Below are 21,349 nucleotides of genomic sequence, written 5' to 3' on the forward strand. Positions count from 1 at the left end.
TAACCGGCAATTTTGTAAGGAATGAGGATTTAAGTAGGGTACAAGCCAATCCCCTCCTGGGAGGGGAGAAAATAGTGGCTATGTGACCGAAGTGGCCATTTCTAGGGCTTTATCCACTAAGGACTCATTGGTTAAGCGAATGATTAGATTGCCGTTGGCTTCTACGGTTGTGCGGCTGTGGGGAGGTAACAGAATGGTGGAGTCTTTTTGGAAGATGACGGCGGGACCTTCGATTTGGGCTGCCATGGGTAATCGGTCTCGGTCAAAGAATTGGGTGGAATATTGTTCTAGCTGGCCGTTGACTCGGAAGTAGGTGACGGCTGTTTTTAACCAGGCGTCTTTCAAGTCTCCCTGGGTGGGTGCGGGGAAGTCTGAGAGTTTGGGCATGGGGCCGGTACCGGTGACCCTGAGGGTGACTAACTCCACCGGGTTTTCTGGGAAGGCATGGCCATACTCAGCGGTGTGGAGATCGTGGAACTGTTGCCAGACGGTTTGCAGGGCTGTCTCATCTAGCATGCCACTGGGTACTAGGGCTCGTAATTCGTAGCCTTGGCCCACATAGCGACAGTCGGCGAACCGTTGTAGGGTCATGTCTGTTTCGCTAAAGCCATCGGCCCTAAGTTGTTCTTTGACCTGATCTTCTAGGGCTTGTAAATCGGCGTTGAGTTTAGGCAGATTGGGCTCGGTGCTGAGGGTAAATTCGTTTTGGATCAGATCGTGCTTGAGGTCGGTGGTGAGGAGGCCCATGGCGGAGGTAATGCCGGGATAGCGGGGGACAATCACTTCGGGGATGCCCAGGGATAGGGCCACTTCAGCGGCATGGAGAGGGCCAGCGCCACCCTGGGCTACCAGGGCAAACTGCCGGGGGTCCTGTCCTTTTTGGATGGTGCGGGAGCGGATGGCATTGGCCATGTTGTTATTCACAATGGTGAGAATCCCGGCTGCGGTTTCGTAGAGGTCCAACCCCATGTGATCTGCCAGCGCCTGCACCGCCGCAAAGGCTTTCTCTGGGTAGATGGTCATTTCACCCCCGAGAAAATAGTCTGGGTCCAGCCGATTGAGCACTACATTGGCATCGGTCACAGTGACCTCGGTGCCCCCCTTGTCGTAGCAAACGGGACCCGGTTCAGCCCCAGCACTGCGGGGACCTACCCGAAACGCGCCGCCACCGTCGACATAGGCAATGCTGCCGCCACCGGCCCCAATGGTGTGCACATCGATCATGGGTACCATCACCGGGTATCCGGCAATCCAGGTATCCCGTGCGGTGGCTTCGGCAAAGCCCCGCTCGGTGACAATGCCAATGTCGGTGCTGGTGCCTCCCATGTCAAAAGTAATCAGTCGGTCTCGTTGAGACTGGGCACCAGCGGCTGCTCCGCCAAGCACGCCAGCGGCCAACCCTGATAGCAACAGGGTAACTGGCTGTTCTCCTGCCACCTCGGCAGTGGCCACCCCCCCGTTGGAGCGCATGATGTGCAGTTCGCCCCGCACGGATTGTTCTTTGAGGCTATGGCTGAGATTTTGGATGTAGCGTCTTACCTTGGGACCAACGAAGGCGTTAATACAGGCGGTGGTGAACCGTTCAAACTCTCGGAACTGGGGAAAGATGCTGGCGCTGGTGGTGATAAAGGCTTCAGGATAAAGTTCTTTAGCGATGGCCGCTACCCGTTCTTCGTGGCGGGAATCAAAGTACGAGTTGAGAAAACAAATGGCGATGGAGTCTACGCCAGCTGCTTTGAGTTCTAGGATGGCGGTTTTGGCTTCGGCTTCATCCAGGGGGGTGAGGGTGTGGCCTTTAGGATCGAGGCGTTCGGAGACGACTTTGCGATCGCGTCTTTTCACCAACGGTCTCGCCTGCCACGGAATATCCTGCATGATGGAATAATGCTGGGGGCGCTGGTGTCGCCCAATGTGGATAATATCCCGATAGCCCTTCGTCGTTACCATTCCCGTGTGCGCCCCATCATGGGTCAGCAGCGTATTGGTGGCAATGGTCGTACCGTGGAGCACATGCTCAATGTCACCGTAGTCCGCCTGGGCCATCTCACACAGGGTCGCTATCCCCTGCATCATGGCAATGGAGGGATCCTCCACCGTCGTTGGGACCTTATGAATCCAGGTTTGTTGCAGTGCCACATCTGCCAGGATCAAATCAGTAAACGTGCCACCAATGTCTACGCCGATGAGTTTCATGCTCGGTCCCTAAGGTAGAAGCTATCGCGGGGATCTTAAGCATTTTCCCTGAGGCGAAGTGTTCAGCATGTACCGTTTAACGGGATTTCAATGATGGAGCGAATAATCAGTAACGAACTGTAATACTTTGAGGAACCGTTGAAAATCAACCTATACCTTTGGTAGTTCACCACCTGAGGGCTTGATTCATGATTACTCCATGGATTCTCTAGCCTTTCCCTTTTTCTTATGCCTTGCGCCTGCTCTGAGATCTTTAGGGAGCTTTAGGGGGCTTTAAGTGGATCGATCACCCTTTTGAGCCTGAGGGAGCCCTATAGCCCCCTTGAACAGGGGGAACACCAAAACCATGAGGTTATTTCTTAACAGCCCCTGACGTTAATTGAAGACTTTCCCCTAAAGGGACAAACTACCCCTGCTATTTGAGAGAACGTTGAGGCTATCCACCCCTTTCGGTGAGATTTGATCCAATTAGCCCTGACACTTTGAGTGCAGGATGGGATAACAATGCTTTGCTAAGATACAAGTCTCTATTAGGTAATTTTAATAACAATCCTCTAACGCTTTTCCAGGGACGATAGAATTCTGAGTTTTGGCATTCCCTATGGTTACCGTCGCCTTACAGACTAATTACACTCGCCTCCAAAAACGATTGAGTGACCTTGCCACCATTGGACAACTCTCCTGTGGCGGTGTGCGCCGCACAGCCTACAGTCCAGAAGACCTGGCAGCTCGCCAAATGGTGATCACCGCCATGGAACAGGTGGCCATGGACATCACCATTGATGCCGCTGGTAACATTATCGGTCGCTACCCTGGGGTCCAGGACCTGCCAGCCCTAGCCACCGGCTCCCACATTGATACGGTACCTGCCGGTGGCCGCTACGACGGAGCCCTGGGGGTGTTGGCCGGTATTGAGGTTGTCGCCACATTGCATGAAGCGGGACAACGCCTGAAGCATCCTATTGAAGTGATCGTATTCACCGATGAAGAAGGGGAAATGATTGGCAGTAAGGCCATGGCAGGTAATGCCCATGATACCGATGGGGAATTTTACCGTCGGTTGGATGGCACCCCGATTCAAACCTGTCTCCAGAGAATTGGCGGTGACTGGGATGCCCTAACCACCGCCCAACGTACGGCCCAAGATATCGCTGCCTATCTGGAATTACATGTGGAACAGGGGGGAGTTTTAGAAACTAAAGAATGCCAAGTTGGTGTAGTGCAGGGCATTGTCAGTCTCCAGCGCTACCGAGTCACCATTTCAGGTCGGCCCAATCACGCGGGGACCACCCCCATGGATATGCGCCAGGATGCCCTTTATGCCGCTTCTTTACTGGTGGCCGCAGTCCACGATGTGGCAGTAGACATGCCTGGGGACCAGGTGGCCACCGTGGGATATCTCAATGTCACTCCCAATGCTGCCAACATTGTGCCAGGGCTGGTGGACCTCACCATCGACTTGCGAGATTTATCTTTAGAAACCCTTGAGGTGATGGTGCAATCCTTACAGCAACGGGTGCAAGCCATCGCAGCGGCTACGGGCACTCAGATCCAGTTAGAACGCCAACATGCGGTCAATCCTACCCTGGCCAGTCCTAGGATCCAAGATACGATTGCCAGCGTGTGTGACTCCCTAGGTCTGAGCCATTATTCTATGCCCAGCCGAGCCATCCACGATGCCCAGGAAATTGGTCGGTTTACCCAGATGGGCATGATTTTTGTGCCTAGCCAGGCAGGGGTGAGCCATGCGGAAGATGAATACACCTCGCCAGAACAATGTGGTCAGGGAGCTGATGTGTTGTTACATACGCTGTTGCAGCTGGATGAATTGACTTGAGCTGAAATCTGAGGGGCTGTTCAGTTCCACCCATTCGATTTATCTGACAAATGTTATGAGAATGTTATGAGCCTTTGTTTGTGGGTAGCCAATACTTTGGGATAGATAACCTAAGGCCGATCAATGGAATCTTTCGATAAGATTTAAGTAGGGCTTGCTGAAAAAGTCTAATCTGCCTTTTTTAGGGCTGAACCGACGCAAATACGTTATCTTTTCAGGCTGTGTCGATAGGTCGGTGCAAGGGTAAATTGGCTGAAACCATTGAAAACTCATAAAATGACCTTGCACTTAACTTCGACTTTATTATCTGAAACGACTATATACCAGTGCTTCTGAATTATTCAGCAAGCCCTAAGTAAGTTCAACAGTCATGTTAATTCGCCAGGGTTAAATCTACGATGGTTTCTCAGCTCTCTTCCCTTGCCAACTCGTCCACCCTCACAGATTTGCGCATCAATATAGATCGCCTGCTTCAACGACTGGATCAGCTGGCCCAAATCGGAGCGATCCCCGGTAACGGCGTTTGTCGCCTAGCCCTGACCGACGAAGACAAAGCCGGTCGAGACTTGGTGGTTAGTTGGATGAGAGAACTTGGTCTCACCATTACCATTGACCAAATTGGCAATGTTGTTGCCACCCGCCCAGGCCAGGAACCGGGTCCTCCAATCATGACCGGCTCCCACATCGACACGGTAGCCACTGGGGGGCGTTACGATGGCAATTTAGGGGTACTCGCCGGCTTAGAAATTATCGCTACCCTAAATGACAACAACATTCAAACTCGTTATCCTCTAGCTGTGGCCTTTTTCACCAATGAAGAAGGAGCCCGCTTTCACCCTGACATGATGGGTAGCTGGGTTTTTCGCGGTGATTTTCCGGTGGCCGAAGCACTGGCGTCAGTGGGGATTGACGGTACCACCGTGGGCGAAAATCTAGAGCGCATTGGCTATGCTGGCCCAGTGCCCTGCGGGAGTCAGCCGGTAAGGGCCTTTGTAGAATTGCACATTGAGCAGGGACCTGTCCTGGCACTAGAAGGCGTTCAGATTGGTGCGGTGACGGGGGTGCAGGGCATGTCATGGAAAGAGTACACCGTGAAAGGGGTGTCGAACCATGCGGGGACTACGCCGATGCATTTGCGCCATGATGCAGGGTATGGGGCGAGTGCGATCGCAACCGCCGCCCGTCATCTCGCCCTAGAAATGGGTGGCAATCAAGTGGCTACCGTTGGCTCTATAAAACTCACCCCCGGTCTGGTTAACGTAATTGCCAAAGAAGCCTGCCTCACGCTGGACCTGCGCAACACCGACGAAACCTGTTTACAACAGGCCGAAGCTGCAATGAGTGCAAAAATCAACGCCATTGCCAAGGCAGAGGGTTTAGAGATTACCAGCCATTCCCTAGCTCGCTTTGAACCTGTTGTTTTTGACCCTGGGATGATTGAGCTCGTCACAAACACTGCTCAGACATTAGGACTATCGGTCAAATCCATGCCCAGTGGAGCCGGTCATGATGCGGGGCTGATTGCCCCCATGGCCCCCACCGCCATGATTTTTGTCCCCAGCGTCAACGGCATTAGCCACAATGTGAAAGAGTACACAGCTCCCGAAGATTTAGAGAATGGGGCCAATGTGCTATTACAAGTGTTGTTACAGCTAGCCATGTAGGTAGCCTATCTTCTCCTACGCAGACTTTCTGCATAGGTGGGCCCATAAAATAGCAACCGCTATCGAAGGACTTCAATACCTTGATAGCGGTTGCTATACTGTTGGATTTTCATCCCTGAAAACGATTACAGAGATGACAGAAACAAAATGAGATGACGATTCTTGCAGCCGGGGATCAACTTAAGCCGGAAAATCCTGGCTAGGTGGGGAATCAGGGGCCAGAAGCCAGTGAGGCCTTGATTCCTGACTCCTGACTTCTGGATACTATTTTTGGGAAAACGTCTCGCTTTGAGTTGGTACCCTTGCGGCCAATCTCAAAGGAGCACTGCCAACCCTAAACCTTTTTGCCAGCCAGAACTTTGATCTTAGTAATTAATGCATTTTTGAGTTTTTCATAGTCCATGGCTGTGCCCGATGTGGGTTTCGGGAAAAAGTCTAAAGCCCCAGCCTGCATCAAATTAAAGATATTGTCCACATCGGACGGGTGTACTGTGTTACTCACCACCAGAATGGGGCGAGGAAATTCAGACATTACCTTTGCAGTGAATTCCAAACCATCCATTTTGGGCATTTGTAGATCGGTACAGATCACATCCGGCATGGTTTGGGCGATCACCCTTAATCCCTCAGTCCCATCTTGAGCTGTACCAACGACATCAACTTCTGGGGATGAATCGATCAACCGCTGCAGAATTTGTAATGCAATGGCAGAGTCTTCAACAAGAACAACTTTGATTGGGGTAGACATGGCTAAATTAATCTCCTTAGGGTATCGATAAGTAAGCTTTGGTCAAAATCACCTTTGGTGATATAGGCATTGGCTCCAGCATCTGCGCCACGGCGCTTGTCATCATCTTCGGCCAAGGTAGTCACTAAAACGATGGGTAAATCTTCGTATTTTGTCTCTTCTCGGATCCGGCTAGTTAACCCTAGACCATCCAGATTGGGCATTTCTACATCGGAGACTACCGCATCAAACATGCCCTCCTGCTGTAGTTTATCCAGACCATCCAGACCATCTACAGCAATGGTGACTTGATAGCCCGCACCTTCCAAAATCCGTCGTACCTGGGTACGAATAGGCATAGAATCCTCCACTAGCAACACCCTCGGTTTGGTGATGGTGTGCTCCCATTCGGTGAACATGGGTTCGAATTCTTTGCTACTTGTGCCACTGACAGATCTGATCAAATCCTGGGGGCTGAGGACCATACAGACTTCCCCTGTGCCCAAAATTGTAGCTCCCGAAATATTGCGCACTCGTTTGAGTAGCTTGCTATGGGGTTTTAATACAATGTCTTGCTGGTCGATTAATTCATCAACAAATACTCCCAATCTTTCTGCACCCACTTTGAGTACTACGCAGGAAATCGATGGGTGATCAATCCTCGGTCTCTGGAGTCGTGCTGTAACCGATACGGGCATTTGCAATAGTTCACTCAACCAGGCAATGGATAGGGGCTGTCCTTGAAAGTTGATGGTAGGACTCCCTTCGAGGGTAAAAATATCCTGACGTTCTACCCGCATCATCACCTCAACAGACTCAACTGGAATGGCATAGGATGTTTCGTTTGCCGCCACAATTAGGGCTGACGCGGTGGCCAAACTTGTGTTGAGGGTAAATCGAAATGTGCAGCCTTGGGCTGGATTAGAGTTGACCTGGATGGCACCCTTCAAACGCTCAACATTAACCCGCACCACATCCAGCCCCACACCCCTACCCGAAATCTCAGTTACGGTGCTGCGGGTGGAAAATCCAGGCATGAAAATCAGGTCCTGGATTTGTTCCCTGCTCATCTTTGCCAGGGCTGCTTCCGTATGCACCCCCCGACGTACAGCCGTTCGCTTAATACTCTCTAAGCTCAGACCACGGCCATCATCGACCACTTCAATGTCAATGAGGCTACCCCGCTGATGGGCTTTAAGCCAAACGGTTGCCTTGGGTGGTTTGTCCATGGCAATACGTTCGCTGGGAGCTTCAATCCCATGGTCAATGGCATTGCGGATCAGGTGGGTGAGGGGAGCCTTCATCTCCTCTAAGATCCGTTTATCTGCCTGGATATCCCCCCCTTCAATTACTAGGTTGATAGTTTTGCCCTGCTCTTTTGCCAAGTCCCGCACCATCCGTGGGAATAGGCTAAACATACTGGACAACGGCAGCTGACGTAGCTTGAGAATGCCTGATTCTAGATCATTGGAGAGGGTTTCCAACTGGGCAGAATCTTCGTAGGCGTTAGTCCGTAGCTGTTTTAGCAGGTCACCTAGTTGATCGAGCCGGTCTTCGGTAATCTGTTGCAGGCTCTGCAGGGATTCAGTCCCTTGGGGAACCTGCTCACCCACGTTTAGCCGGTCAACTAAGTTATCCCGGACCCAGCCTTCCCAAAAGGAAAGGATTTTGTCGACATCATCCATGCGGCGGGTAATTCGTCGTTTGGTCACCGCTAACTCACCCGCCTGGGTCATCAAGGTATCAAGCTTGGTGGCTTCAACCCTGACGGTATCAATTTGGTAGCTTTCACCCAAGCTAGCCGCTGGCTCTAATTTTTCGGGTATTGCGGTCTCAGGGATTACGGGCCTAGGGATGATTATCTCTGGGTGTGCTGGAGCCTCTTCTAGGGCGAAAACGTCTGATGTTGTTTGATCGCTAGCTGCTTCATTCTCAGCTGACTCTAGTTGTCGCTCTAGTTGTTCTACCGTAGACAGAATCATCCTCTCGTGATCGGCAAGATCTGTCTCAGCCAGCTCCTGATACTCACCTAATACCTCAGACTCAGGCGCGGAGACATCTCCAGCGTTCATCAGCTGGGCTAATACATGAAACACGCTGACATTGGAAGGATTTCCGGTGACGGCTTCATGGGCTATTTTGCGAATCGCATCCAGTCCCTGGTAGAGACAGTCGCAGAATGGGGGAGTGACCTCCCGCTGCCCCTGTTCCACGCTACTCAGTAAATCTTCTAGCTGATGGGTTAGGGTTTCTGCATCTTGCACCCCCAGCATGCGAGAGTCTCCTTTGAGGGAGTGGGTGGCTCGCAGTAAGTCCTTGAGTATAGTCAAGTCATCTGGTTGTTGCTCCAACTGGAGAAACCCTGCCTCTAATTTGTCTAAATGGTCCTTGCTGGCATCTCGATAGAGCGTACGCAGCTCTTCGTCTTCGATATACATGACGTAGAAGGGTGAGGGAAAGGAGACTAAACGGAAACCTGGAGTTTCTGGGCAATGGTCTTGAGTCCTTCGGCGGAGTCTTGTACTTTGTTCACCACAGTTACCGTTTCTTTGGCTCCCAGGTTAATGGCGTTCATGGCGGAGACGGCCTGCTGTACCCCCACTGCCTGTTGTTTTGCAGTCTGGGCAATCTGCTGAGAGTTGGCATATACATCGTTAATGGCTGCGGCAATGCGGCTAAACACGTCCGCCGTACCTCTAGCAACTTCAATGCCTGCCTTTGCGGTTTTGTTGCTTTCGTCGGTCACCATCACAGTGCTGTTAATGGAGGACTGAATGGCTTCAACCAGAATGTTAATTTTGCTCGCTGACTCACGACTTTGGTCAGCTAGTTTACGAATCTCACTGGCTACTACTGCAAAACCCTTGCCCTGTTCTCCAGCTCGGGCAGCTTCTACCGCTGCGTTGAGGGCCAGCATGTTGGTTTGGTCGGCGACATCGGCCACCAGGGTGGAAATTGTGGAAATCTGGTCGGTTTGCTCACTCAGCTGCATGATTTGCTCTGCGATCGCACCCACCTTATTCTTCAAGTCCTCAATTCCCTGCACCGTGCTTTCCACCGCTTGACTGCCGGTTTCAGATAGGTCTAACGCTTCTTTTGCACCTGTCGCTGAAGAGTTAGCTTGGAGAGCGGCCTGCAGTGATGTCGCACCCAATTCTTCAATCGTAGATGTGGTCGTGGTTACAGAGCTGGTCTGATCCGCAATTAGGCGTTCCTGCACTTCCACCGTAGCCGCAATTTCCGAGGAACTGTCAGTAACTGTTGTAATCGATTTCTGGAGTACGCTGGAAATCCGCTGAATTGTCCAAAGTACAAAGATAAATATAGCTAGGTCAAGAATTACAATCGCCAGTTCAAGCCGCTCAACCTGCTTAAATCGCTTGAGTGCAATAGCCTCCGCTGCGAATACAGCGTCATTGGTTAGTTCAAAGTAGGCTTCGCTGTCCGCAATCAACTTAGATTCGAGATTAGGATTTTGGCGATATTGAGTAATAGTTACTTTCAGTTGTTCCCAGGCAGCACTCACCTTCTGCATTTTAGCCAGATACTCTGCATCTGTGGCTTTGGGCAAATTCAAGCTTTTGTCGCCATTGATCAAAGCACTGTTCAACTGATCCAGCTTTTGGATCAGTTCATCACTGGGTTGACTATTCGTTTCTAACTTAACCAGTCTCTGAGTAGCCCCTCGAACAATACCAGCCTGGTTTACAAGACTGGCGTCTAATTCACCGTCTTTTGTCCCCAAGTATGCCCAAGAGGCTGTGCCTATGGTAAAGATAGCGAGTCCGGCAACGGTCATTTTTAACTGGGTGGTAATCTTCATACAATCACTCCTGTATTATTTTTTAGAATTTTGATTTGGAGAACATTAATGGTCGAGCAATGACTGAACTAAATGGGCATTTAGGTTGTCTGATCTACAACTAAGTCCCCTTGAGAAAGAAGTTTGGAGAGATCCAGAATGCTCAAGGTTTTTTGGTAATAATGGGTAACCCCTTGAAAAAAACCTTGAAAATGCTTGGGCACGGCTGCGGGCATTGCAGAAATATCTGAGGGTGGCAAATAAATTACATCTAAAACCTGATCTACCGTGATTCCAGCAACAATATCATCGGCCTCGATAATGACGGCCTTAGTTGTTTTGCTATCTGATTCCGGCAGATTTAGAGCCTTACGAATATCAATTAAAGTCATTACTTCTCCCCGTAGATTCATGTTGCCCAGAATGTGGTTAGGACAACAGGGAATTGGCATAACATGGCGAGTATTGATAAATTCTCTGACCTGCTGTAATTCCACACCAAAGTATTCTTCCCCCAAGCCAATCACAGCCAATGCCATCAAGTCACTGGCATCAGAACTATCTAAAGATATTTTCAGATTACTAGCCCGCTGCCGGAAAACTCGCCTTTCGGCGGCGGTAGCCTTGGGGCAATAGAGAGAGAAGAAGCTGGTCAGGACTGGGCCAGACGAGACTTCAAATATCTGTTCCTGGGGATAGGCTGACGCATCCTGGTCCAGATCATTGAGTTCGGCTTCCCAGGCCATCATCGCCACCTCATCAGTTTGGCGGATCAGCGTTTCTGGATTCAACAACGTAATCAGAGTATCGCTTGTCTTCGCAATGCCTGTTGCAAACGCTGTATGGGTATGCTGTCTAAGCTCGTGGGTAGGAACGGGTTCGATGCTGGAGTTAGCAAAAGATTGTACGTCATGGACCTGGTTGACGACCATGCCAACTTTCAGCCCCTGCCATTCTATAACAATGATACTATCGCTCAATTGGCAAGGTGGACTGTCCTGCCCTAGACGCTTGGCCAGATGCATAATGGGCAGAACCGTTCCTCTGTAGTCCAGGATACCGATGATGTCACCCGGTGCATCCGCCATCGGTGTCAGCTCGGGCAGTTCAAAAATCTCTCTAACCTGAGGTATCTCGATACCATACCTCAAATCGTTAAGTTCAAAAATCAGGTAGACTTGGTTTTCCATAATAATTGTTAAAAAATAGACCTATGACATCACCTTGCTGGGAATATATTTACCCAAGATTTCCAGGAGTTTTGAACGTTCAACGGGCTTGGTTAAATAGTGAGTTGAACCGGCAATTTGTCCCCTAATTTTGCTAAATACCCCATCTTTAGCCGTCAGCATAATGATCGGCAGATCTCGAAACCTGTTGATACCACGGATAGTTCGACAAAGCTCTAGACCATCAATATCTGGCATGGTTACATCCAGCAGTAAGAGTTCAATCTTTGCTTGATTTAGTAGGCTGAGGGCATCCATGGCGTTACTGGCCAGTAACAAATGATAGTGATCCCCAACGATCCGTTTGATCATGGCCTGTACCACAGGACTGTCATCAACACTAAGGATAGTGGGCAATTGACGGGAAACATCTTGGGGGGCAACAGTGGACACCTTGGGAGTCTCCTCTTTTTTCTCTAGTTTATTAGTGGTGGATAGAAATAGATCTTGCTCAAAAGTAAGCCAGCCATTTTGTACGAAGCCTAGGTATTTTTTCGCTAATTCTAAGGGGTCTATATTGATCTGATTTGCAATTTCATCCAGGGTGCGCTGCCCATTGACCCATTGTGGTAAATGTTGTTGTGCCCAGACATCCGTTATAACTTTCTGACCAGTCTTAAGTTGATAAGGAATTGAGTGGGCAGAAGGGATTATAGGGTTGAGCTCAGCCCATGCCTGTATACGTTGAACAATATCATCCTGGAGCTGTTCCCAGGTAAACCCATGGCGGTCCTCTCCATAGGCAATATAAACTGTGCTGGATGGCTTTAGTGTCAGTCTTCCTGCATAGGGGTAAATTTGCTCTAACACTAGGGTAGTCTGTGTGCGCATATAGCTTTCGACATCTTTCCAGTCAAACAGCTTGAGGAGAATAAATAGCTCCAGATATTTACGTACAGAGGTGGGATCGTCAACTTTTTTTTGAGCCAGTTGTAACGCTGCCTCCATAATATCCAGCTTCAAATGCTGACCCAGTTCTTTTGATAACTCAATGGGATTGGGTAGAGATAATCCACCGTAGGTGATCTCCCCATCGAGAAAAACTAAAATCCTAGGATGCTTGATTGTTGAAACGTTAGATAACGTTTCTATGGAGGCAACTCCGCAAAAATGCTCATTTTGTAGTTGTAAGATTAAATCACCTAACTGTTCGGATTCAAACTGAAGCATTAATACTCTCCTCTGGGATCTTTAATAACTACCATTAAATCTTTGCCGTAGGCCACATATCTACGATTGATGAGCGTGGAAATACTCAGTACATAATGTTAGCCGACACATATTGATGGAGTACTTCGATTGAGTACTTCTGTGGTTTTTCCCACCAACCTACTGCCACCATTGAGATTAGGCTGGTAATGGTATAAACCTGCCAGGGCTAAGAATCAATTCAATTTGTTATTGAGCCTTGTTTGACAACAAGGTTAAGGTGGAAATTCTGATCTTATTATTTGTTTCTTTGATATGTGTTTAAAGTACCCACACAATCAAAAGTCAAACATAGACAATGGGTCGTAGTTTATGCCAGTTATGGCAATGCCTTTGTAGAAAATCGAGCTGCCAGCGCCAGCAATCCTGATCTTCGCTCTACAGGATATGCCTTTACAGTACTAGCGATTACCGATAGGGGAAGTGTGAAACCTCGCTGCTTTATCCCTGTGGGTCACCCAAAACAGGTCATTGGGTTGATTGCCACAGCTGATAAATCAGCCGTTCGATTTTGGGGGAGAGAACTGTGATAAAGGTGCCAAATTCAGCATTGGAGCTGTTTGTCATCCAGGTGCCTTTGAGACTGATTTCAACAAAGTCATCGTCGACGGTAGTTACTTTAATGGCGTCTGTGGTATTGCTTTTTAGTATGGACTCTAAATGAGCTATGCCAGCGATCTTTACAGGTAGTAAAAAGCTAGCCCGACCGGGCTCTAGATGTAAGGTTTCACCACCTTGAACGGCTAACATGACTTGTTGGGTGATCATTGCATCTAAGGATGCAGCTGCATTCTTAGATGCAGGGACCTTTTCAAGGCATAGGCCGTAATCGGTATAGATCAGCTTCAACATAGCTGACAGTCTCCATGGATGGTTCAGTCATGTGCCAGGTACAGGTCTGCTGGGGGCACAGATTGGGCTGGATCAGTATAGAGGTGGGACAGGGCGATGGCTAGGGAGGCGGAAAGCACTGCAGGCAAAGCTCACCAGACCAACATTTGCATCCTAAGGTCTAAATTGACACAGCCTGCTAAGTTATCTGCTTTTTCCAGAACTTTTCTGCAAAGACACCTAAATGACTGTTTATCCTAGGGCCAACCCCTTCAGACTCAATGATTGAGGCAGGGTAAGCATCGGTTTTGAAATGGCGATGGCGTCTCAGCAATTCTAAATTTCAAGCTCATGACATTTTAATCTTGGACCGATGGAGCCGGTTTGACAGGCAACTCTGCTGGCATTTTGGACTGCTATGCCCTTCTGCAGCAATGAACACTATGGCAGAATCTAAATTTATGTATCTTAATCTATCTGTCTGTATTAATACTGCCTGGTAATACAGGCAGACACTCCTGTGAAAGAGGTGATTCCGTTATGAGCCATTCTAAACAGTTCAACTACACATTAGATCAGCCCCTGGCCCCCAATTTTCCAAGCCGGATGGTGGCAAGTAAGCAACAGACTTTCACGGACCCTGACCTTTTCCGCAATCAGGTTAGCAGTATTTTTGATCATGACTGGGTCATGGTGGGTCGGGCAGGAGCGATGCCTAATCCTGGTGACTATATGACGGCGTTTTTGGGGCAGCGTCCCATTATTGTCATGCGACAGCCGGATGGTTCCATTCGGACAATGGCGAATTATTGCCTACATCGCTACGTCAAACTGCTGGAGGGCAGTGGTTCTACTAAAAGTATTGTGTGTCCCTACCATTGTTGGACCTATAAATTAAATGGTGAGTTGGTCGGCGTCCCTGAGAGGGAGGGATTTAGACCTGAAGACATCGAGGGTATTGCCCTGGAACCCATCGCTACGGAGGAGTATCTGGGGTATGTTTTTGTTTCTCTGCGAAACGACCTGCAACCGGTGTCTGAACGGTTACAAAATCTTAGTTTAATCCTGAAAAATTTTGAACTTGATGGTTACGAAGATCGGCATGTGGTGCATGAAGAGCTATGGAATGCCAATTGGAAGCTGATCTATCACAATTTTATTGAGAGTTATCACACCACTTACACCCATACGAAGTCCATTGGCCCAGCCAACCCAACCAAGCTGGTTGAATACGGCCCCATTGGTGATCCCAATTTTACGATTCACAGTAATTCTTACACCCATGAAAATCAGCCGGATATTTATAATCCCCAGCTGGATGATGATGAGCGTCGACGGTTTTATGTAACGGGTGTCTTTCCGAATGGGTTAGTTGCGGTAGAGCCGAATTTTGTATGGTGGATGGCCCTTGAACCGAAAGCTGTTGACAAAACGAATGCCCGTTGGGGGATTTCTTTCTCTCATCATGCAATGAAGACAATGCCTGATGCTGAAAAGTTTGTGGAAGAGATTGTCAGCGTGATTGAAATTGCGACTACCGAGGATAAGGAGATGGTGGAGCGGATGCAGGCAGGGGCGAATTTTGGCTCGGAGAAAGCAGGGTTATTACATGCGCCGTTGGAGTTGTATATAAAAGAGTTTGATGATTATGTAATGCGGCTATCGAGTAGTTGAGGATGAACTAACGTAAGTGTAGGCAATTACTGAAGACTTCTATGTGCTTTTTGACACGTGATATATAGGAAATGCATAGGATTGTCAGTTTACGAACGTAAACGGGTTGCAGCTTTTGGCAAGCTGACCGGCTGCCGCTGATGATTCTGTAGCTTGCGGCACAACATCCGTTTTCTATGACCTGGTTTAATGTCAGCATTGTATGACCTAGGTTGTAGCGTTTCAATCCATGCAGCAATCTGCTCGCCGTGTTTTAATTGGGGTTGTCTTTTTTGTCTTTACGGTGTTGGTGGCCATTCTGGGCTATATCTTTTTTGGATGGACCCCCCTAGAAGCCATTTACATGGTAGTGATCACGATTTTTGGGGTGGGCTATGGGGAAGTGAGACCTATGGAAACCCCGTTCGAGAGAATTTTTACAATTGTAGTCATTATTGCCGGGACAACCTCGGCTGTTTATAGCGTAGGGGGTTTTTTCCAAATGGTCACCGAGGGAGAAATTAACCGGGCCTTTAGCAATCAGCGTAAACAGCTCACCATCGCTAATTTGCAAGATCATGTGATTGTTTGCGGCTTTGACCGCATGGGGCAGGTCTTGGCAGGGCAGCTGAATGAGGCCAAACAGGCCTTTGTGGTGGTGGACAGTCTGCCGGAACGGATCGAAGTGGCTGATGCCTTGGGATACCTCCATTACCAGGGAGATGCTACCCATGAAGTGACCCTAAAGGAGATCGGCATTTATCGGGCGAAGGCCCTGGTGGCGGTGTTGCCCGATGATAAAACCAATGTTTTCATTACCTTGACCGCTCGGGATCTCAACCCTAGGATCAAAATTCTAGCCCGAGGAGAGTTACCCCCCACAGAACGAAAGCTACGCCTGGCGGGGGCTGACCACATTGTGTTGCCTGACACCATCAGTGCGATTCAGATTTCTAACTTAATTGTTCGTCCGGCGGGGATGGATCTGCTGAACAATTCCTATGAACGTAGCTATCTGAATGAGTTCCTGGCAAATGTTGAGGTCCAAATGGAAGAACTCCAAATTAAAGAAGACTCTCCCTTTGTGGGTAGAACGCTCATGGAGCTCCAGATTAGAAGCAAGGGGGCCTTTATGGTGATTGCCCTGCGTCGATTAGATGAGAATTTGATTTTTCGGCCCGCTTCTTCCCAATTATTAAATGCAGAAGACTCCATCGTTGTTTTGGGCCATCAGGATCAGTTGCCAAAATTTGCTGAATATTACCATTTGAAGCGATACCACGTTAGCCATCAAAAGTTGTCGGTGACATGATTGATATCCTCTGGGTTTTACTCTGTTCTGGTCTTGTCTTTTTGATGCAGGCTGGGTTTATGTGTCTGGAGTCGGGTCTGACGCGCTCCAAAAACAGTATTAATGTGGCGGTCAAGAACCTGGCAGATTTTGGTGTGTCTGCCGGTCTATTTTGGGTCTTTGGCTATGGCATCATGTTTGGGCAGTCTGGAGCTAGTTGGTTTGGCAATGCGGGATTTTTTCCCACCTTCAACGGCCAGCCAGAACAGGAGGTTTTCTTTCTGTTTCAGATGATGTTTTGTGGCACGGCGACCACCATTGTGTCAGGGGCGGCGGCGGAACGACTCAAGTTCCATGCTTACCTGCTGTTGACCCTGTTTATTTCCGGCATCATCTATCCTGTCTTTGGCCAATGGAGTTGGCATAGCTTGGCCTTAGATAATTCGGCTGGCTGGCTAGAAAGTCTAGGCTTTGTCGACTTTGCGGGGTCGTCGGTGGTGCATAGTGTGGGGGCATGGTTTGGCCTGGCGGTCATTTTAGTGGTGGGGGCGCGCCAGGGTCGATATGCCGAGAATGGCGCATCCCAACGGATTCAAGGGGCTAATCTGACATTTTCTGTACTGGGGGCGATGATCCTCTGGTTTGGTTGGATTGGCTTTAACGGGGGCAGTACCCTGGCCCTCAATGATCAGGTGCCTGGCATCATTGTCAACACGGTGATGGCTGGCGTGGCAGGCATGATAACGATGGTCGCCTTGAGCGGATTGAAAAATAAGATTGTGGAGGTGGAGCTGCTGATCAATGGGACGTTGGCGGGTCTGGTGGCAGTAACGGCCTGTTGCCATGTGATTAATGCGCCCTTAGCGGTAGTTGTGGGGGGAACGGGGGCTGCGATCGCAACCCTAGCCTCCCAGTTACTAGACCGCTGGCACATCGATGATGCCGTGGATGCATTTCCGGTCCATGGGGCAGCGGGCATGTGGGGTACCTTGTGCGTTGGCTTATTTGGGCAGTTAGATGTCATTGGCACGGGGCTAAGCCGGGGCAATCAGATCATGGTCCAGCTCTTTGGCATTGGTGTGGCCGCCGTCTGGACCTTTGGCCTAGCCTGGACTGTGCTCACCCTAGTCAATAAGGTATTTCCCCTTCGTATTTCCCCAGAAGACGAGAACATTGGCCTCAATGTATCGGAACACCAGGCCAAGACCGAAACCTATGAACTCTTCCAGGTAATGGACTACCAGGCTAGAACCAATGACTTAAGTCTGCGGGTGCCGGTGGAACCGTTTACGGAGATTGGCCATATTGCCACCCGGTATAACCATGTGATTGGTGCCTTTGAAAAACGCCACGATCAAAGTGCGGAGGACCTGGCCCATATTTACTATGTGACGGAAGCAATCGTGGCGGCGGTGGAGAATCAAAGCTTTAAGGCTAACAATCTGGGCATTGATGAGGTGGCAGAACGCACGGATGAACTGGGTTCGTTGGCTCGGGCCATTCAACAGGTGGTGGGGATTGTGGAAGAACGGGAACAGGAGATTTTGAGTTTGCAACAACGGTTAGAAAAATTACCCAAAGAGTCTGACCCGGCTTAGCGGTAGTATTCTGAGACTCAACTATGCGTCGGTCGATGTCATCTGAGAGATGAACGATGTTTGCCAATTGAGCAGGTTTATCGGGGCCTAGTGATGGATTCGAGTTCCTACGCATCGATCGGCCCATTCAGCTTCAGACTGGGGAATTGCGATCGCTTAAATTACCTGCCCAAGTAGAACGACCAGCTATACACATCAGGAAAGTAATTACCCAAAAGACATACCTGGCCTGGGACTAGTCTGCAGTCCCAGGGAGTCAAAGGTTGAGAAATGTTGCAAACGGGCAAATAAATCGCTGAACAGCATGCCATACATTCAACGTTGTCTCGTTTACTGAAAGATTTAACCAGTTACTGAAGTGGACTCTGCTGAAACCACTCCCTGAGCTCTGTAGGTTGCTAAACTACCCTACTATCAGACCTATGGCAGCTTCCCTAAAACATGCCGTTCGATTCACTGGTTTAGCAGGTCTAATGGGCCTGATCAGCTGCATTCCCAGCGGTTTTGCCGGAACGATACCCCCCGTAGATGCTCAACCGTTATCGGCATTGGACTTGCAACCGCTGGAATATCGGCTAGATGTGCCTGGGCGTGGTCAGGTAGTCACCACCAGCATCACCTTTACCGAGTTTATGGACTCTGAGGGGTTTGACTATGGGGCCGTTTTGTATCTTCCCACCCATGAGACGGAGAGCGACTTTACGCTGATTCACCACGATCTAAACGGTGATGGTTTCGAAGATGTGTTGGTGCCGCTGATGGTGCTGCCTAAAAGTGAGCAGGATGCTAACAGCGGTGATGATGGCCATTTTGCCCTAGCGGTGGTGCTCAATCAACAGGGACGGCCAGTCCACAGGGACACCGCTTTCTTTGGGATGATCCATGAGGTAGAGCTGATTGACGATCAGATTGTGGTCTCGGGTGCAGCTGAACTATGGGGAAATGAGACCACCTATACCTACCGTTGGACAGAGACAGGACTCAGGTTGCTCAGTCGTGAGTCAATCAACCTGGATACCATTCCTTTTCCCCAGGATAGGCAGCAATATTTTGACTATAACGTTGAGCAAAGCCGCTTTAGTGAGGCGGGGGCGGTGGATGATCCCCTGGCATTGACCCGGACCGTGTTAGGCGATGGTCCTGAAGCGGAGGAGCCTTCTGAGATCATACTGGATGTGTTAGAAGCAACCGATCAGCGTGTGGTAATTGGCTATAGCCGCAAGCAGCTGGAGGACGACTCAGTGTATGCCAAACGTCTGCGCCTAGAGTTTGTTCCTGATGGTGACCAGTGGCGCATTGATTGGATTGGCCAACAGTTTTCCTGTCAAGTAGGACGAGGGCGACAGACCTGGCATAACAGCCTTTGTTCCTAGGGGACGCATAGACAATGACCATTAAATTTAAGATCTGTATAGGTTAGGTTGATGCACGAAACCCATTGTCCTGTGAAGGCTCTCTTCTGATGGTTTGGGTACAGATGTGGTGCGTCGGAAAAGAACCAGTAAGCTGGTGATGAGCATCAGCCCCGAAAGGGTAAAGAGGATTATGCTAGTGGTGAATAACTGTTTGAGCTTGGTTTCTTTACGGGCTGAGATCGCATTCACCTCTGCCCTCATTTTCTCCTGCTCCCGTTTACGTATGGCTTCCTGTCTGGCCATTTCTTGTTCATAAATATGGGACTGGCTGTTCATCAAAAACTGATGATGTGCTTCTCTCAGGCTTTGGTTGCCAGCCCATGCCCTAGCTGCCTGCAGGGACTGTTCGTCGAGTAACCATTTAGCATCACAGTTGGACGTTAGCCACTTATCTAGCATGGCTTGATAGGGACAGAGGGAGGACAATCGACGGTCAATCCACCAGGGTCTAAAGATTTCGACGTAGATTTGGTTGGCAATTTTTAGATAGGCTCCTTCTTTGACTACCAGCCCCGTTAGCTGTAGTTCGTTTTGCTCTGGGCTGTCGTCCATCAGGATAATGCGCGCCTTTAATATGTCTCGATAAACTTCCAGCAGTCGTTGGGCACGTGAGCTGTGGAGCAGTCTATCTTGAATAGTTTTGAGGTGTTCTGGGGTGTCCTGCTGTAGCCAGTCTTGGATGATTTTGCGTTCGACCAGTTGATCGACATAGGGGCCTGGATAGTCCTGAGGTTTAATGTCGGCCTCGCTGACGATGAGCTGGCATAGTTTTTGGGTGAGAAAGGGTTGTCCGCCAGTCCAGCGTAAAATACTCTGAATGACTCCTTCTCCATAGTCTGACAGGTGGGCCAGACCCGCGCTTAGGGGTTTAGCTTCGTCTAGGGTGAAGCCTCTGAGTTGGATGGCGGTGCCGATATTGAAGGGGGTGCGATCGCGGGCTGAAATAAGCTCAGATGGGGTGGCGACACCGATGAGGGTGAATGTTAGTCGACGGTAGTTGGGATGTTCGGCTCGTTCTTGGTAAAAGTAACGGATCAGGGAAAAGAAGTCGTCGCTGAAGCCAAACTGAAATAGACTGTCAATTTCGTCGATGAAGATAACAATGGGTTGTTGAATCTCCTTTAAAAGAACGTCTTCGATAAATTCGCTAAAGCGTTGGATGGGTGAAATTCTGTCTCGCTCTTGCCACCAGGGGATAACTTTGAGTTTAATGCCCAGGCTGCGGCTGAGGCGTCGGATGATGCCGAGGTACCAGGCTTCGGAGGTCATGCCGTGTTCGACGATGGCGCTAACTTCGATAATGCCGCAGGCGATGCCTTTGGCTTTGAGGCGTTGGGTGGTTTGGACCCGCAGGCTGGATTTGCCCATTTGGCGGGCATTGAAGATATGGCAGTATTCTCTGGCCATGAGAGCCTGGAAGAGGTCTTCGTCAGCTTGGCGGGAGATATAGGTGGGGGCGTCTTGGCGTAGGGCTCCGCCGACGGTATATTGAGAGGCAGAGGTTGAAGACATTATTCTCCTATTCTGGTTTAGCAGTGTAGTGGAAGTCTGAAATCAGTGACCACATAATGTTTACAGGCGTAACGCCATAAGTGATTTGGGTACTACAATTATCTTTTATTGTTTTAGGAATCTGTTTGTTTTATAGAAAGATGTTTGCTATCTTCCTCAATAGAGCTTACATTCAATAGTTCGTAAGTAAAAGTGGCAATCTCCCTATCTTACTCGACCCAATATTCTTTGATGCACAACCCTATTTTTCACAATATTGGCTACTTCCACCACGCCACAAGCTACACCTTCTGCTTTGAGACGCTGCATTCCCGTACCCGCAGACTGGATTTACCCATCTGCCGAGAGCTAAACACATAGCAAGACTCTCCAGCCTTGAGTGCTTGGC

At 49.4% G+C, this 21,349-nt stretch carries 14 protein-coding genes; 6 read left to right on the forward strand and 8 right to left on the reverse strand.

Features of this window, described 5'->3' with window-relative positions:
• Positions 1-78: 78 nt before the first annotated feature.
• Positions 79-2,193: a hydantoinase/oxoprolinase family protein gene (locus VB741_RS02120; RefSeq protein ID WP_323363487.1), complete on the reverse strand. Its 2,115-nt coding sequence runs from the start codon at positions 2,191-2,193 to the stop codon at positions 79-81.
• 601 nt (positions 2,194-2,794) lie between these two features.
• Between VB741_RS02120 and VB741_RS02125 the strand changes: the two genes are divergently transcribed.
• Together VB741_RS02125 and VB741_RS02130 are read left to right on the forward strand one after the other, a co-directional pair.
• Complete coding sequence (locus VB741_RS02125; protein WP_323363488.1) at positions 2,795-4,030, forward strand: Zn-dependent hydrolase; 1,236 nt, start codon at positions 2,795-2,797, stop codon at positions 4,028-4,030.
• Positions 4,031-4,428: 398 nt separating this feature from the next.
• On the forward strand, positions 4,429-5,694 hold the full coding sequence (locus VB741_RS02130) for a M20 family metallo-hydrolase (RefSeq protein ID WP_323363489.1): 1,266 nt from the start codon (positions 4,429-4,431) through the stop codon (positions 5,692-5,694).
• 334 nt (positions 5,695-6,028) lie between these two features.
• On the opposite strand, the gene VB741_RS02135 is transcribed toward VB741_RS02130, so the two are convergent.
• The 6 genes from VB741_RS02135 to VB741_RS02160 form a co-directional block, all read right to left on the reverse strand.
• A complete protein-coding gene (locus tag VB741_RS02135; RefSeq protein ID WP_323363490.1) occupies positions 6,029-6,442 on the reverse strand; it encodes a response regulator in 414 nt (137 codons plus the stop codon).
• Between the two features lie 2 nt (positions 6,443-6,444).
• Positions 6,445-8,859: a hybrid sensor histidine kinase/response regulator gene (locus tag VB741_RS02140; RefSeq protein ID WP_323363491.1), complete on the reverse strand. Its 2,415-nt coding sequence runs from the start codon at positions 8,857-8,859 to the stop codon at positions 6,445-6,447.
• A 26-nt stretch (positions 8,860-8,885) separates the two neighbouring features.
• Positions 8,886-10,244 (reverse strand): methyl-accepting chemotaxis protein, encoded by a 1,359-nt coding sequence (locus VB741_RS02145; protein WP_323363492.1) that lies wholly within the window; start codon positions 10,242-10,244, stop codon positions 8,886-8,888.
• Between the two features lie 80 nt (positions 10,245-10,324).
• Positions 10,325-11,413: a chemotaxis protein CheW gene (locus tag VB741_RS02150; RefSeq protein ID WP_323363493.1), complete on the reverse strand. Its 1,089-nt coding sequence runs from the start codon at positions 11,411-11,413 to the stop codon at positions 10,325-10,327.
• 21 nt (positions 11,414-11,434) lie between these two features.
• Positions 11,435-12,622: a response regulator gene (locus VB741_RS02155; RefSeq protein ID WP_323363494.1), complete on the reverse strand. Its 1,188-nt coding sequence runs from the start codon at positions 12,620-12,622 to the stop codon at positions 11,435-11,437.
• Positions 12,623-13,129: 507 nt separating this feature from the next.
• Positions 13,130-13,513 (reverse strand): alr0857 family protein, encoded by a 384-nt coding sequence (locus VB741_RS02160; RefSeq protein WP_323363495.1) that lies wholly within the window; start codon positions 13,511-13,513, stop codon positions 13,130-13,132.
• A gap of 519 nt (positions 13,514-14,032) precedes the next feature.
• On the opposite strand from VB741_RS02160, the gene VB741_RS02165 reads away from it, so the two are divergent.
• The 4 genes from VB741_RS02165 to VB741_RS02180 all read left to right on the forward strand — a co-directional run bounded on the left by VB741_RS02165 (position 14,033) and on the right by VB741_RS02180 (position 19,407).
• Positions 14,033-15,166, forward strand: a complete 1,134-nt coding sequence (locus tag VB741_RS02165) for an aromatic ring-hydroxylating oxygenase subunit alpha (protein WP_323363496.1) — start codon at positions 14,033-14,035, stop codon at positions 15,164-15,166.
• Positions 15,167-15,395: 229 nt separating this feature from the next.
• Complete coding sequence (locus VB741_RS02170; RefSeq protein WP_323363497.1) at positions 15,396-16,457, forward strand: potassium channel family protein; 1,062 nt, start codon at positions 15,396-15,398, stop codon at positions 16,455-16,457.
• Positions 16,454-18,034 carry an ammonium transporter gene (locus tag VB741_RS02175; RefSeq protein ID WP_323363498.1) on the forward strand — a complete coding sequence of 527 codons (1,581 nt, stop codon included), beginning with the start codon at positions 16,454-16,456 and terminating at the stop codon, positions 18,032-18,034. The genes VB741_RS02170 and VB741_RS02175 overlap by 4 nt, the downstream gene beginning before the upstream one ends.
• Before the next feature lie 422 nt (positions 18,035-18,456).
• On the forward strand, positions 18,457-19,407 hold the full coding sequence (locus VB741_RS02180) for a hypothetical protein (RefSeq protein ID WP_323363499.1): 951 nt from the start codon (positions 18,457-18,459) through the stop codon (positions 19,405-19,407).
• Positions 19,408-19,434: 27 nt separating this feature from the next.
• Here VB741_RS02180 and VB741_RS02185 read toward each other — a convergent pair whose 3' ends face one another.
• Complete coding sequence (locus VB741_RS02185) at positions 19,435-20,961, reverse strand: AAA-like domain-containing protein (RefSeq protein WP_323363500.1); 1,527 nt, start codon at positions 20,959-20,961, stop codon at positions 19,435-19,437.
• Between the last annotated feature and the right edge of the window lie 388 nt (positions 20,962-21,349).

It is taken from the genome of Leptothoe sp. PORK10 BA2, from assembly GCF_034932105.1.
Taxonomy (GTDB): domain Bacteria; phylum Cyanobacteriota; class Cyanobacteriia; order Phormidesmidales; family Phormidesmidaceae; genus Leptothoe.

What these genes read in the sequence shown, in the direction of transcription:
- VB741_RS02160 (WP_323363495.1), bottom strand. Translation starts at nt 13,513, where the DNA reads ATGTTGAAGCTGATCTATACCGATTACGGCCTATGCCTTGAAAAGGTC.
- VB741_RS02150 (WP_323363493.1), bottom strand. Translation starts at nt 11,413, where the DNA reads ATGGAAAACCAAGTCTACCTGATTTTTGAACTTAACGATTTGAGGTAT.
- VB741_RS02130 (WP_323363489.1), top strand. Translation starts at nt 4,429, where the DNA reads ATGGTTTCTCAGCTCTCTTCCCTTGCCAACTCGTCCACCCTCACAGAT.
- VB741_RS02140 (WP_323363491.1), bottom strand. Translation starts at nt 8,859, where the DNA reads ATGTATATCGAAGACGAAGAGCTGCGTACGCTCTATCGAGATGCCAGC.
- VB741_RS02170 (WP_323363497.1), top strand. Translation starts at nt 15,396, where the DNA reads ATGCAGCAATCTGCTCGCCGTGTTTTAATTGGGGTTGTCTTTTTTGTC.
- VB741_RS02175 (WP_323363498.1), top strand. Translation starts at nt 16,454, where the DNA reads ATGATTGATATCCTCTGGGTTTTACTCTGTTCTGGTCTTGTCTTTTTG.
- VB741_RS02185 (WP_323363500.1), bottom strand. Translation starts at nt 20,961, where the DNA reads ATGTCTTCAACCTCTGCCTCTCAATATACCGTCGGCGGAGCCCTACGC.
- VB741_RS02145 (WP_323363492.1), bottom strand. Translation starts at nt 10,244, where the DNA reads ATGAAGATTACCACCCAGTTAAAAATGACCGTTGCCGGACTCGCTATC.
- VB741_RS02125 (WP_323363488.1), top strand. Translation starts at nt 2,795, where the DNA reads ATGGTTACCGTCGCCTTACAGACTAATTACACTCGCCTCCAAAAACGA.
- VB741_RS02165 (WP_323363496.1), top strand. Translation starts at nt 14,033, where the DNA reads ATGAGCCATTCTAAACAGTTCAACTACACATTAGATCAGCCCCTGGCC.
- VB741_RS02155 (WP_323363494.1), bottom strand. Translation starts at nt 12,622, where the DNA reads ATGCTTCAGTTTGAATCCGAACAGTTAGGTGATTTAATCTTACAACTA.
- VB741_RS02120 (WP_323363487.1), bottom strand. Translation starts at nt 2,193, where the DNA reads ATGAAACTCATCGGCGTAGACATTGGTGGCACGTTTACTGATTTGATC.
- VB741_RS02135 (WP_323363490.1), bottom strand. Translation starts at nt 6,442, where the DNA reads ATGTCTACCCCAATCAAAGTTGTTCTTGTTGAAGACTCTGCCATTGCA.
- VB741_RS02180 (WP_323363499.1), top strand. Translation starts at nt 18,457, where the DNA reads ATGGCAGCTTCCCTAAAACATGCCGTTCGATTCACTGGTTTAGCAGGT.